This is a genomic window from Streptomyces sp. NRRL S-495, from assembly GCF_000966955.1.
In the GTDB taxonomy this organism is placed as follows: domain Bacteria; phylum Actinomycetota; class Actinomycetes; order Streptomycetales; family Streptomycetaceae; genus Kitasatospora; species Kitasatospora purpeofusca.
Genome location: NZ_JZWY01000242.1, coordinates 1 through 13,270, shown reverse-complemented (window position 1 = coordinate 13,270; position 13,270 = coordinate 1). Strand labels below are relative to the sequence as shown.

The 13,270-nt window shown below is 73.6% G+C and carries 12 protein-coding genes; 8 read left to right on the top strand and 4 right to left on the bottom strand.

The window, feature by feature from the left end; all coding sequences use genetic code 11:
- The first annotated feature begins 122 nt into the window (after nt 1-122).
- A complete protein-coding gene (locus VR45_RS14155) occupies nt 123-1,928 on the top strand; it encodes a CocE/NonD family hydrolase C-terminal non-catalytic domain-containing protein (protein WP_045940089.1) in 1,806 nt (601 codons plus the stop codon).
- A gap of 120 nt (nt 1,929-2,048) precedes the next feature.
- Here VR45_RS14155 and VR45_RS44035 read toward each other — a convergent pair whose 3' ends face one another.
- Nucleotides 2,049-2,732, bottom strand: a complete 684-nt coding sequence (locus tag VR45_RS44035) for an alpha/beta hydrolase (RefSeq protein ID WP_234325970.1) — start codon at nt 2,730-2,732, stop codon at nt 2,049-2,051.
- On the opposite strand from VR45_RS44035, the gene VR45_RS14145 reads away from it, so the two are divergent.
- The gene (locus VR45_RS14145) at nt 2,695-3,276 is read left to right on the top strand and encodes a polysaccharide deacetylase family protein (RefSeq protein ID WP_234325969.1); all 582 of its coding nucleotides are present in this window, start codon (nt 2,695-2,697) and stop codon (nt 3,274-3,276) included. The two genes, VR45_RS44035 and VR45_RS14145, sit on opposite strands and share 38 nt — an antisense overlap.
- Nucleotides 3,277-3,301: 25 nt before the next feature.
- Here VR45_RS14145 and VR45_RS14140 read toward each other — a convergent pair whose 3' ends face one another.
- The gene (locus VR45_RS14140) at nt 3,302-3,829 is read right to left on the bottom strand and encodes an adenylate kinase (RefSeq protein ID WP_045940087.1); all 528 of its coding nucleotides are present in this window, start codon (nt 3,827-3,829) and stop codon (nt 3,302-3,304) included.
- 210 nt (nt 3,830-4,039) lie between these two features.
- Between VR45_RS14140 and VR45_RS14135 the strand changes: the two genes are divergently transcribed.
- Nucleotides 4,040-4,510, top strand: coding sequence for a PH domain-containing protein (locus VR45_RS14135; protein WP_078896502.1), 471 nt, complete (start codon nt 4,040-4,042; stop codon nt 4,508-4,510).
- Nucleotides 4,511-4,735: 225 nt separating this feature from the next.
- Here the strand turns inward: VR45_RS14135 and VR45_RS14130 are convergent, their stop codons facing one another.
- Together VR45_RS14130 and VR45_RS14125 are read right to left on the bottom strand one after the other, a co-directional pair.
- Nucleotides 4,736-6,034, bottom strand: coding sequence for an MFS transporter (locus VR45_RS14130; protein ID WP_045940085.1), 1,299 nt, complete (start codon nt 6,032-6,034; stop codon nt 4,736-4,738).
- Nucleotides 6,031-7,020: an aminotransferase class V-fold PLP-dependent enzyme gene (locus tag VR45_RS14125; RefSeq protein WP_234325971.1), complete on the bottom strand. Its 990-nt coding sequence runs from the start codon at nt 7,018-7,020 to the stop codon at nt 6,031-6,033. Before VR45_RS14125 ends, VR45_RS14130 begins: the two co-directional genes overlap by 4 nt.
- 198 nt (nt 7,021-7,218) lie before the next feature.
- Between VR45_RS14125 and VR45_RS14120 the strand changes: the two genes are divergently transcribed.
- From VR45_RS14120 to VR45_RS14100, 5 genes are all read left to right on the top strand, one after another.
- Nucleotides 7,219-8,637, top strand: a complete 1,419-nt coding sequence (locus VR45_RS14120; RefSeq protein ID WP_045940084.1) for a PLP-dependent aminotransferase family protein — start codon at nt 7,219-7,221, stop codon at nt 8,635-8,637.
- Between the two features lie 340 nt (nt 8,638-8,977).
- Complete coding sequence (locus VR45_RS14115; RefSeq protein WP_234325968.1) at nt 8,978-10,033, top strand: D-alanyl-D-alanine carboxypeptidase; 1,056 nt, start codon at nt 8,978-8,980, stop codon at nt 10,031-10,033.
- Between the two features lie 175 nt (nt 10,034-10,208).
- Entirely contained in the window at nt 10,209-11,105 is an 897-nt protein-coding gene (locus VR45_RS14110) for an endonuclease/exonuclease/phosphatase family protein (RefSeq protein WP_353612690.1), read from the top strand.
- 173 nt (nt 11,106-11,278) lie between these two features.
- The gene (locus tag VR45_RS14105; protein WP_045940081.1) at nt 11,279-12,064 is read left to right on the top strand and encodes a response regulator transcription factor; all 786 of its coding nucleotides are present in this window, start codon (nt 11,279-11,281) and stop codon (nt 12,062-12,064) included.
- A 4-nt stretch (nt 12,065-12,068) separates the two neighbouring features.
- Nucleotides 12,069-13,270: HAMP domain-containing sensor histidine kinase (locus tag VR45_RS14100; protein WP_045940080.1), on the top strand; the 1,202-nt coding region annotated here is incomplete at its 3' end.

Below are 13,270 nucleotides of genomic sequence, written 5' to 3'. Positions count from 1 at the left end.
CCCGGGTTCACTCCTTCGGGTGGAGCCGACCGGTCGTCAGTTTGCGCCCGCCGTCCCGGAACATGATTCGCCCGAACGGTGCCCGCCACGGGCACCCTGCCGATCAGAGAAGGGCGCTTCGTATGACTACCGCAGGTGGAGAGCCGACCCCGTCGGTCACCGACGCGACACTCACCGACATCGCCACCCAGGGCATCTGGCGCGGTGCGAGCCTCGACATCAACCCGTCCGTGCTCGCCGTCGCCAGGGCGCTCCTCGCGGCCGTCCAGGGAGCCGGGGCGGACGCCGCGCTCCCCGAGGAACTGCGGGAGCTGGCCGCGGGCGTACGGCAGCGTGCCGAGGTCACTCTCCCCCGCATCACCACGCCGGACGGCGTCAGCCTCTCGGCGTTCTCGATCAAGCAGGGCGGTTCCGAGTCGCGGCCGGTCGTGATCGTGCCCGCCGGCTGGAATCCCTACGGCTGGCTGCCCTTCGTCTTCGGGTACCTCTCGCTGGCGGCGCGCGGCTACCACGTGCTGGCCTACACCCCGCGGGGCATCGGCACGCCGGGCCTGGTGTCCACCTCCGAGGGGTTCATCGACGTCGCCGGTCCGGTCGACCGGGCGGACGGATCGCTCGTGATCGACTACGCGGAGGAGCACCTCGCCCCGGGCAAGGTCGGCTTCCTGGGCCTGTCCTACGGCTCGGGGATCAGCCAGCTGGTCGCCGCGCACGACCCGCGCAAGCGGGTCGCCGCCGTGGCCGCGCTGAGCACCTGGGGGAACCTCGCCACCAGCCTTTACGACCACGGCACCCGGCACCTGGAGGCCGTGCGCCTGCTGGTCGGGTTCACCGGGGGCGAGGAGCACGAGAAGTTCGACGAGCCGACGCGGCAGATCCTCCAGGACTTCCGGGACGGGCAGAACCTCGACCGCGTGGTGGAGTGGGGCACCAAGCGCTCCCCGGAGACCTACGTCGGCCTCACCAACGAGCGCGGGATCCCGACCTACTACTCGAACACCTGGCACGAGGGCCTGTTCCCGGTCGGCGAGGCGATCGACACCTTCGAGAAGCTCACCGTCCCGAAGCACCTCAACCTGTGGATCGGCGACCACGGGGCCCCGGAGGGCACCGGCATCAGCGGCGTGCCGACCGGACTGCCCTTCCCCGGCCTGCTGACGCCGATCCGGGAGGCGTACGCCTGGCTGGACCACCACCTGCTCGGCGCGGCCAACGAGGTGCCGGACTGGCCCGTGGTCAACAGCCAGGTCATGTTCACCTACAAGACCGCGCCGGTCATCGGCGGCGGCCGGCTGATCACCACCCCGGCGCGGCGCGAACCGCTCGATTCCTGGGCCGATGCCACGGTCAGCAGCGAGGCCTGGTACCTGGGCGGCAACGGCGGCAGCAGCGACGGCACCCTGTCCGACAAGCCCTCGACGGGCTGGAGCCGGGCCTTCACCGCGGGCCACGAGACCGCCGCCACGGCGATGGACGAGATCATGGCCACCGGCCAGAAGGAGTGGTTCGGCACCCCGAAGGAGTACCGGCCGGCGGCCTTCGAGCGGGACCGGCTGCTGCTGTGGTCCACCGAGGCGCTGGCGGGCGGCCGCCGGATCCGCGGCTCCGCCGGGATCAGGCTCGCCGTCCGGGTGGAGGCTGGCGACGCCGCGACCCTGGTCGCCTACCTCTTCGACGTGGCCCCGGACGGCAGCGCCCGGATCATCACCCACGAGCCCTTCACCGCCACGGGTCTGACCGCCGGCACCGAGCGGACCCTCGACTGGAAGCTCCAGCCGGCCGCCTACGACCTGCCCGACGGCCACCGTCTCGCTCTGGTCGTCAACAGCCGCGACAAGCTCTACGCCTTCACGGGCGTGCCGGACAGCACCACCACGATCACCTCCCCGGCCCAGGGGGAGGCCGTCCTGGAGCTGCCGCTCGGCTGAGCCCCGCCGCCCGTGCGCGACGGGCTGCGGCGGCCCGAGCAGCCCGCGCGGTGCGGGTGCCACGGGCCGCCGGACAGGGGTGTCGCGGCCGGATCCCGTCGGCCGCGACACCCCCTGGCCTCAGCAGGTCGCGCCGGGCCGCACCGGGGTCAGGGCCATCAGATATCCGTCCACGGCGCCGTCGATGCAGGCGTTGCCGCGCCCGTACGCGGTGTGGCCCGCACCCCTGAGCGTGAGCAGCATCCCGCCCGGCAGCTGGGCGGCCAGGCTCTGCGCGTCCTCGTACGGGGTGGCCGGGTCGCCGGTGGTGCCGACGACCAGGACGGGCGGCAGGCCCGCCGCCGTGACCCGGTGCGGGGTGGTCCCGCCCTTCGGCCAGGTCCGGCAGTCGAGTTCGGCGAGGGCGGTGGAGGCGCCGAAGACACCGGACTCCTGCCGGGCACGTTCGAGGAGGCTCCAGCAGGCCTGCGGGTCGGCGGGGTGCGGGACGGGCTCGCCACCGCTACCTCCACCGGGGTTGGGCTGCCGGAGCGGTCTCGTACACCCGTAGCAGTGGTCGTCGGAGCAGGGCGTCGGGGGAGCGGGCAGGCATAGGGCATGCCATCTGATCGTCAGATTGTCTCGCGAAGAATGCTCATGCTCGGGGCCGGGCTGTCGCTCCTCGGGACGGGCGGAGCCCCCGACCCCGGCGCCCGCGCCCAGCAGCCCGCCGTCGTCGGCGGCCGCGCCCTCGCCGCGGGTGGTGACCGCGGCCGAGAGGCGGCCGGTGTACGAGCTCGACGCCGGGCGGAAGGTGGTCGCCATCACCGTCGACGACGGACCGGATCTGCGGTACACCCCGGCCGTCCTGGCGCTGCTCGACCAGTACGGGATCCGGGCCTCCTTCTTCCTCATCGGCGAGAACGCGGCCGCCCACCCCGACCTGGTCCGGGAGGTCGCCGCGCGCGGCCACCACATCGCCAACCACTCCTGGAGCCACCCCGACCTGAGCGGCCTCTCCGCCGTGAAGGTGCGCGACGAACTCGGACGCACCTCCGAGCTGCTCGGGCAGCTCACCGGCCGGGCGCCGACCTGGTTCCGCGCCCCGGGCGGCGGCTGGTCGCCGACGGTGCTGAAGGTCGGCGCCGAGCTGGGGATGCGGCCGATGGCCTGGTCCGTGGACCCGCAGGACTGGGCGACGCCGGGGACGGACGTGATCACCAAGCGCCTGGAGAAGGAACTGCGGCCGGGCGCGATCGTCCTCACCCACGACGGCGGTGGGGACCGCTCGCAGACGGTCGCGGCGCTCAAGACCTTCCTGCCGCTGCTGATCGACTCCGGGTACCGCTTCACCGCGCCCCCCGGCTGACCGCACCCCAGATGACCGCCCCGCGTCAGGTCGCGCCCGGTCGGCCTGCCGTCCGGAGCCACGCGCGGGCGGCCCGCGCGGAGGTCAGGTGGACCACGGTCAGGCCGGGGTGGGCGGCGAGCCGGTCCAGGGTCCGGCGGCGGTGCGCGGAGTGGCGGGTCCAGGCCCAGCGGATCGGGTGCTCCGGGTCCAGCCAGCCGCGGAGGCTCTCGCGGTTGCCGTTCCACAGTTCGCGACGGGTGAGCGCGCGAGCGGCCGAGCGGCGCAGGACACGCTGCATGACGGTGCGTCGGGGCAGGTCGAGCCAGACATAGGTGTCGGCGCGGGCCGGCAGCAGGTCCCCCAGCTTGCCGGTGTACTGGTCCTCGGTGACCCAGCGCCCGGTCGCCGCGAAGGCCTCGACGTCGGACCGGAACTCGGGGCGCGGGGTCCAGCCCGGGCCGTGGTGCAGCGCGTCCAACTCGTAGCGGGGCAGGTCCAGCAGCACGGCCAGCCGGGCCGCCATCGTCGTCTTCCCCGCCCCCGAGATTCCGGTGATGAGCACGCGTTCCACGCGCACCAGCCTAAGGGCTGCCCCGGCAGCGCGTCGAAGGCCCGGCCGAACCAGGCATGCCCGTTCGGTCGGGACGACGGCGGCCAGGATCTCGGCGCCGTCCGCCCGTCCGATGGCCTGTTGATGAGCAACTCCCGTCCCTACACTGCGAGTCCGACCGATCCGCCGGCCATGACGGCGGATCGGTGAAGACGATCGAGGGGTGGCCGGATGAGCGGCGATCGACTGAGAGTTCCGCACGAGTACCGGGTGGCGTCGACGCGGATCGGGGGGCTCGCGTTCACCATCCTGCTGCTGTCCTTCGGGGCGATGCTGCCGATCTGGAAGGACAAGGAGTTCGCGCCGTCCACCAAGGCGATCGGCTCGCTGCTGGTGATCGGCTTCTGCCTGCTGGTGATCGTCGGCGCCGCCCGGGCCGGCACGCTGGTCACCGCCGAGGGGATCACCGTCCGCGGGATCGTGCGCCGCCGCCGGTTGCCCTGGGCCGAGATCACGCGGTTCGGCAAGGCCCCCAACCCGAACGCGCACGCCAAGGGCGCACCGGCGTTCCTCACCTACGCGTTCCGTGCCGACGGCCGCAAGGTCCACCTTCCCTACATCGACGACAAGCACGTCCTGGTGGACCGTGAGGTGGAACGGTTGAACGCGCTGCTGGCCGAGCGCCGCGGCAACGCGGACTGAGTACGGAGCGGACCCGGGTGCAAGCGGTGCTCCGGTTCATCCCCGGCTCACGCGCCGCCACGGTCACGCCGCCTACGACATCCAGCCGTTCAAGGAAACGCTTCCGCAACCCAGCAGGATCATCACGTCCAACGCCCACGGTCCTCGCAACTCCCGCAGATCGCGGGTGTTGCGAGGACCGTGAGACCCCGAGCGCAGCACGCGGCCCGGGCCTTTGCCGTTCGCTCAGCGGGCTGCCGCGACCTGTTTCGGGGCGGACGGCAGGGTCTTGAGGCGGCCGACCGGTGAGAGCACCAGGCCGACGACGACGACGGCGGAGCCGGCGGCGGCGACGGTCAGGGCGCCTCGGGCGCCGAGTTGGCCGGTGAGCAGGCCGGCGGAGAGGCCGCCCAGGGAGCCGCCGCCGAACAGCAGGGTCCGGAACGCGGCGGTCATCCTGCCCATCATCGATTGCGGCGTCATGGCCTGGCGCAGGCCGACGATGACGACACCGGCCACGCCGAGGCCCAGGTAGGTGGCGAAGAAGGACAGGACGAACATCCCGATCATCACCGGTCGCGGCCCGGCGGCGGCGGGGATGAGCGAGGGCCCGAGCAGCAGGGCGGTCTGGGCGACCAGGTAGACCCTGCCGACCGGGTACCGGTCGATGACCTTCCGTGAGATCAGCGCGCCGATCAGGCCGCCGACGGAGGCGGTCGCGAAGACCGCGCCGATCGTCTCCGAACCGAGGTGGAGGTCGTGGTTGCCGTAGAGCAGGAACATCGTCCACACCGTGACCATCGAGAAGTTGCAGCAGAATCCGATCAGCGCGAGGGACCGCAGCACGCTGTCGCGCAGCACCCAGCCCATGCCGTCCTTCAGTTCGCGCCACAGGTGCCGCTCGACGACCGGTTCCGGGCGCGGCTCGGTGGTACGGATCAGGAGCAGCGAGACGACGGACACCGCGTAGGAGCAGGCGTTGGCGAGCAGGGCCACCGGCGCGCCGACCGCCGACACCAGGACACCCCCCAGCCCGGGACCGGCGATGTCGGCGGCGGAGGAACTGGTGCTCAGCCGGGCGCTGGCCTCGACGTAGTACTCGGGACTCTTCACCAGTACCGGCACGTACGACATCCAGCTGACGTCGAACGCCACCGATGCGATGCCGACCGTGCAGGCGATCGCCATCAGCACGGGCAGGTTGAGCGTGTGGCACCAGTACAGCACCGGTATCAGGCCGAGCAGGACCAGCCTGACCAGGTTGGCGCCGAGCATGACCGGCCGCCGCCGGTGCCGGTCCGCCCAGACGCCGATCACCAGGGCGAGCCCGAGGTAGGGGGCCAGTTGCAGGAAGCGCAGCAGCCCGACCTGTTCGTCGGTCGCGCCGAACGCGCCGATGGCGGTCAGGGGGAGCGCGAGGTTGGTCACCTGGGTGCCGAGCAGGGAGAGCGTCTCCCCAGCCCAGAACCGCGAGAAATCACGGTTGTGCCAGAGGCTTTGGCGCGGTGCGTCCGTGGTGTCCGGCACGGTCGAGGTCCGGGTCATCGGGCGCTCCTCGCGAGTTCGGCGACCGCGCCGACCACCGCGTCGACCTCGTCCTCGGTGTTGTAGTAGTGCGGCGACAGTCGCAGGCACCACCGCACGTCCTTGTCGGCGAAGTCGAACTGTGCGAACTCCCGGTAGCTGAGTGCGGAGTTGATGCCGCGGGCGTCCAGTGCCGCCTTGAAGGGCTCGGCCTCCCACCCCTTGATCGCGAACGTGACCAGCCCCTTGATCGCGAACGTGACCAGCGCGGCGGGGGCCGGCCCGCGGTCCAGCGTCCGGACGCCGGGCACCGCGGCGAGCTGCTCGCGCAGTCGTCCGGCCAGGGCCGGGGTGCGCCGGGCGATCGGTTCGAGGCCGACCCGCAGCGCGTAGCGGACGGCGGCGGCGCAGCCGAGCACGGTGGCGTACGGGAACTCCCACTCCTCGAACCGGGCTGCGGTGGCGACCGGACGGTAGTGGCCGGGGGCGACCCAGCGCGCGCCGTGCATGTCGATGTGCAGCGGCTCGTACCCGGCGGCGAGGGCCCGGTCGGAGACGTAGAGGAAGCCCGAACCGCGGGGCCCGCGCAGGAACTTGCGGCAGGTGGCGGTGAGCAGGTCGCAGCCGATCTCCTCGACGTCGACGGGGTACTGGCCGACCGACTGGCAGGCGTCGACCAGGTACAGCAGGTCGAGTTCGCGGCAGTGCCGGCCGACCTCGGCGACCGGCTGCACCAGGCCGGAGTTGGTGGGCACGTGCGTGACGGCGACCAGGCGCGGGCGGTGGGCGCGCATCAGCGCGGCCATGGCGTCGACGTCGACTCCGCTGCCGTCCGGACGGTCGGGGGCGTGCACGATGCGGACACCGTGGCGCTTGCGCAGGGAGAGGAAGGCGATCTGGTTGGAGACGAAGTCGTTGCGGGTGGTGAGGATGACGTCCCCGGGGCGGAAGTCGATCGCGGAGAGGGCCTTGGTGTAGGCGTGGGTCGCGCTCGCGGCGAACGCGATGTTGCCCGGGCGGGTGCCCAGGAGTTCGGCGAGCGAGGTGTGGAAGTCGTCGACCTCGGCGGCCCCGGACGCGGCATCAGCCCGGCGCCGGCGTTGTTGAAGTGGATCACGGCCTCACAGCCGGGGGTGTCGGCCCGGAGGGCGGCGAGGTCCAGGAGCGGTTCCGCACCGCAGGTGAAAGCGCTATTCTCATTCCTCATGTATGACGGTAGCAGTACCGAAGCCCTGGTGGCGATCCTCCGGAGCGAGATCACCCGGCTCGCCCCGGGTGACCGCCTGCCCAGCAGCCGCGATCTGATCGCACGTCACGGAGTCGGGCCGGTCACCGTCTCCCGAGCCATCGCGCTCCTCGCCGCCGAGGGAGCGGTCGTCACCCGACCGGGCAGTGGGACCTACGTCGCCGCCCGCCGCCCGCAGAGCGCGGGCGGCGAGCCGGACACCTCCTGGCAGGCGGTCGCCCTGGCCGGCCGACAGCCCCTCCCGGAACCCTCCGACGAGCGGTCCGGCCCGCCGGCGGTCGGCACCATCGCGCTGTCCGGCGGCTACCTGCACGAGGGCCTCCAGCCCACCCGGCTGCTCGGCGGCGCCCTCGCCCGGGCCGCCCGCCGCCCCGACGCCTGGCACCGCGCCCCGGCGGCCGGTCTGTCGACACTGCGCACGGTCTTCGCCCGTCAGGCGGGCGGCGACGTCGGCCCCGAGGACGTTCTGGTGACCGGGGGCGGGCAGGGGGCGCTGTCCATGCTGTTCCGCGCCGTCGCGACCCCCGGGGCCCCGGTCCTGGTCGAGTCACCGACGTACCCCGGTGCGCTCGCCGCCGCCCGCGCCGCCGGACTGCGGCCGGTGCCCGTGCCGATGGACGACCAGGGACTGCGCCCCGACCTGCTCGCCGACGCCTTCGCCATGACCGGCGCCCGCCTGCTCTACTGCCAGCCCACCTTCCACAACCCCACCGGCACCGTCCTCTCCCCCGAGCGACGCCGCCAGGTCGTCGACGTGGCACGCGCCGCCGGAGCCTTCCTGATCGAGGACGACTTCGCCCGCCAGCTGGGCCACGGCCGTCCGGTACCGCGCCCGCTGGTCGCCGACGACCGCGACGGCACCGTCATCCACCTGACCTCGCTGACCAAACCGGCCTCGCCCAGCCTGCGGATCGGCGCCGTGGTCGCGCGGGGCCCGGTCATGCGACGCCTGCTCGGCATGCGACGGGTCGACGACTTCTTCATCGCCCGCCCCCTCCAGGAGGCCGCGGTCGAACTGCTCAGCACCCCCGCCTGGGACCGCCACCTGCGCAGCCTGGCCACAGCACTGCGTCACCGCTGCGCCGTCCTCGTCGATGCCCTCGCCCGTGAGGTACCCGACTGGACCCTTCTGCGTGTGCCGGAAGGCGGCCTGCACCTGTGGCTCCGGCTTCCCCCCGGCCTCACGGAGGCGGCCGTCGCGGACACGGCCCCGGCACACCGGGTGACCGTCGACCCGGGCCACCGCCACTTCCCGGCCGAGCCGCCCGCCGCCCACCTGCGTCTCGGCTTCGCCGCCGCGGCCGAACCCGCCGACCTCGCCGAAGCCGCCGCCCGCCTGGCCACCGCGGCCCGACACTCCGCGCCGACACCCGGCTGACTCCACGACCGCCCGGCGGTCCTCGTGCGTGATCGGGTACCCGGGCCGACCGGTTCCGAGTGCGGAACCGGCCGGACTGTCCCTCGTCGACCCCCTGGTCGGCGGCTTCGTCGGCGCGGTCGGTCTCGGCCATCTGCTCCTCGGCCCAGCTCCGCAGCCCCGCACCTGCGTTCCGTATCACCGGTGGTACGTGGTTGATACACGATCGCGTGCTTGCGGAAGTCGGGTGACGACCGGCTCGAAGCAGCCGTCCCGGAGTCTGTGGACACACCCCGAACGGCCGTTCGCGCCATCGGGGCTCCGTGTTCCTCTGCTTCGGGAGGCAGTTGCCGTGTCCGCCGTGACGAAATACGAAGACCACGACCCCCGCGCCGTGCCGGGCCGACGCCCGGCCCCCCGCCGCAGGGTGTTGTGGCTGCTGGCCGCGGTGCTGGTCGCCGGCGCCGGCGGTGGCGTGGCGGCGAACCTGCCCGAGGGGCCCGCGGTCGGCGGCGCCGGGAAAGGAGGTGTCCGGGTCGAGGGGCCGCCGACGTTGCCGGCTCCCGCGCCCGTCGTCGATCTCGGTCTGCCGTGGCCGGAGGAGGGACAGTCGGCTGTCGCCGTGACGAAGGTCGGTGTCCTGGGGGTGAACGGGCCGCAGCTGCCGGTGCCGATCGCGAGTGTCACCAAGGTGATGACGGCGTACGTCCTTCTGCGGGACCACCCGCTCCGGGACGGCGAGGACGGCCCGACGATCACGGTGGACGCGCAGGCGGCGGCCGAGTCGGCGTCGACGAGCGAGTCGACGGCTCCCGTGGTCGCGGGCCAGCGGCTCACCCAGCGCAAGCTGCTGGAGGTGATGCTGCTCCCGTCCGCGAACAACGTGGCACGGCTGCTGGCCCGTTGGGACGCGGGCAGCGAGGAGGCGTTCGTGAAGCGGATGAACGCGGAGGCGGCCCGGCTGAGGATGCTCGCGACGACCTACACCGGGGCCAGCGGGATCGAACCCACGACCGTGTCCACGGCCGCCGACCAACTGGTGCTGGCCCGCGAGGCGATGAAGGACCCGGCGCTGCGTGCCACCGTGGCCCTGCGCAGCACCACGCTGCCGGGCCGCGCGGCGCCGTTGCGCAATACCAACGCGCTGCTCGACCGTCCCGGGGTGGTGGGGCTGAAGACCGGTTCGAGTACGCCGGCGGGTGGCAACCTGATGTGGGCCCTGGAGGTGCCGGAGGGCGGGGCCGGGGAGGGACAGCGGCTCGTCCTCGGCGTAGTACTGGGCCAACGCGCCGGCACGACGCCCACCGAGGGCATGCGGGCGGCGTTGGACAACAGCGGGCGGCTCGTCGACGCGTTGCGGGACAGGTTGCCGCAGGTCCTTCCCACCCTCGACGTCGGTCGCCGGGAGTGGGCGTGAACGCGGACCCGGGCACGGCCCCGCCGCGGGCGGTCCCTGTCCGGCGCCGACCTTCCCCGCGCCGACCTTCCCCGGCCCCTTCCCCGGCCCCTGCCTCGCGCCGTCCGGCCCGCCGCGGCACGGGGCGGCGAGGGCGGTACGGGCGCGGCGAGGGCGGTACGGGCCGCGTGGGTGGCTGGTCGCCGTGGCCGCAGTGCTCTGTGCCGCTCCCATGGCCCTGAGCTCCCGCCTGCCGAACGTCGTCGGCAACCTCGGCAGCCTCTGCCAGACGGTGCTGCCGTGGTCGGGGCTGGGCGTCGTCCTGCTGCTGTGCTGTGCCGCGGTGCGCCGATCGGTCCTGGCGGCGGTCGCCGTGCTGCTCCCCGCCCTGGTGTGGACCGTCCTGTTCGGGCCCGCCCTCGTCGACAAGCGGTCCGGCGGCGGGGACTTCACGGTGGTGAGCCACAACGTGAACGAGCAGAACGCCGATCCGGGCCGCACGGCCCGCGCGCTGGCGGCCTCGGGCGCCGACGTCCTGGCGGTGGAGGAGCTGGCGAGCCGGGCGCAGGAGACCTTCCGCCACGAACTGGCGGCCGCCTACCCCTACTCCCGGGTGCTGGGAGGTGTCGGGGTGTGGAGCAAATACCCCCTGGAGGAGGTGGAGCCGGTGGAGATCATGCCCTGGACCAGGGCGTTGCGCGCCACTGTCCGGACGCCGAAGGGGCCGGTGGCGCTCTACGCGGCGCACCTCGCCTCCGTCCGGGTGCAACCGGCCACCGGCTTCGCCACGGACCGCCGCAACGAGGCGGCGGCCAGGCTGGCCGAGGCCGTCCGGGCGGAGCGGCTGGCACGGATCGTGGTCGTGGGGGACTTCAACGGTTCGGTCGACGACTCCGCGCTGCGCGGGCTCACGGGGTCGCTGCGGTCGGCGCAGCGGGAGGCCGGCGACGGCTTCGGTTTCACCTGGCCCGCCTCGTTCCCGCTGGTCCGGATCGACCAGATCCTGGTGTCCGGCATCACCCCGCGCGCTGCGTGGACCCTGCCCGCCACCGGCAGCGACCACCTACCGGTCGCGGCGTCCCTGCGGCTCTGACCGGTCCGCGCGGCCGTCCGAGGGTCCCGTACCACCCCGGACCTCGGCCGCCCCGCCTCCCGGCGCCGGCGCCGCCCCGCCTCCCGGCGCCGCCCCGCCGCCCGTACGGCTACGATCGATCACCCGCGGGCCCGGACGAGTACAGCTCCCCGGGCGAACACATCGGAGAACCCTTGCCCGCCATTCGTGTGCCCGACCCGGTCGGCGTGCTGCTCGTCGAGGACGACGCGGTCATCCGCCGCTCGGTGCAACTGGCCCTGGAACGCTACGGCTACGAGGTCGACGTCACCGGGGACGGGCTCGACGGCCTGGAGGCGTTCCGGGCCGGGGCGCACGACGTGCTGATCCTGGACGTGATGCTCCCGGGCCTCGACGGCATCAGCCTGTGCCGACGGGTCCGCGAGGAGAGCCTGACGCCGATCCTGATGATGTCCGCCCGGGGCGACGCCCTCGACGTCGTGGCAGGCCTGGAGGCCGGCGCCGACGACTACGTGGTCAAGCCGGTGGACATCCCCGTCCTCGTCGCCCGCATCCGCTCCCTGCTGCGCCGTGCCACCTTCCACCGGGCTCCCGTCCCGGAACCCGCACAGGACGAACGGGCTCCGGACGCGCCGGACCTGCCGGACGGACCGGCATCGCCCCAGGAACCCCCGACGGCCCCCTCCTCGCCCGACCTCCTGGTCTTCGGCAGCCTGACCCTCGACCTGCGCGGCCTGGAGGTGCACCTGGACGGACGGCCGGTCCCGTTGACGCCCACCGAACTGCGCCTGCTGCTGGCCTTCGCCGAGAACCCCGGGGCGGTCCTGGACCGCCGCCGGCTGCTGCGCGACGTCTGGGACTACGGCTGGGAGGGCGACACCCGGGTCGTCGACCTGTGCGTGGTGCGGCTGCGCAAGAAGATCGGAGCGGGCCGGATCGAGACGGTCCGGGGTTTCGGCTACAAACTCGTGCGGGGCTGAGCGGATGGCCACGCGGCTGTTCGACCCGCGTTCCCTGCGCTGGAAGGTCGCGGCCCTGGTCGCACTGGCCTGCTGCGCGGTCGCCGCCGTGATCGGGGTGCTCGTCCACCGGGCGGCGGACCGGAGCGGTGAGCGGGCCGGGCGCGACCTCGCGGCCGCGCAGGTGGCCGCGGCGCAGAAGGAGTTCTCCCTCACGGGCAACCGTCCGGCCTTCGCGGACCTGCGGACCGTGGCCGAGCTGCCGGCACCGTTGGCACAGTCCGTCGCCGACCTGCGGACGCCCGGAGCGTACGCGCTCTGGTACGACGTCAAGGCGCCGAACTGGTACTGGCTCTGGGCGGCGGCGCCGGTCGGCGACGACCGGGTGATCGTCGTGCGGACCGACATGAGCGCGCAGGTGCGCAGTCTCCAACTGCTGGACCGCAGCATGGTCAAGGCGGCACTCGCCGCGCTCCTGGTCGTCGTGCCCGTGGCCGCTCTCGTGTCGGAGCGGATGAACCGGCGGCTGCGCCACGGTTCCCGTACCGCCCGGCGGATCGCGGACGGGGACCTCGACGCCCGGATCGGCAGCCGGGGCCGGGCCCGCGACGAGATCACCGAGATCTCGGTGGCCGTGGACGCGATGGCGGCCGCGCTGCAGGCGCGGCTGGCCGCGGAGAAACGCTTCACCGCTGACGTCGCCCACGAGCTGCGCACTCCCCTGATGGGCCTGGTCACGGCGGCGGGTCTGCTCCCGGAGGACGACGAGGCGGCGGACCTGGTCCGCACCCAGGTGCTCGCCCTGCGGGTCCTGGTCGAGGACCTGCTGGAGGTCTCGCGCCTGGACGCCGGTGCCGAGCGGGCCCGGGTCGACGAGGTTCCGCTCGGCGAACTCGTCGCCCACGCGGCCGAACAGGCCGGCGGTGACACCCGGCTGCGGCTGGAGGCTCCCGCTCTGGTCCCGACCGACCCGCGCCGGGTGGAGCGCATCGTCACCAACCTCGTGGCCAACGCCCACCGGCACGGCGCGCCGCCCGTCGAAGTCACCGTCACCGGCGCCCGGATCACGGTGCGCGACCACGGCCCCGGCTTCCCGGACGACCTCCTCGCCGACGGGCCGCAGCGCTTCCGCACCGGCGCCGCCGAACGCGGCCGGGGCCACGGACTGGGCCTCACCATCGCCGTCGGCCAGGCCGCGGTGCTCGGCGCCGCGCTGACCTTCACGAA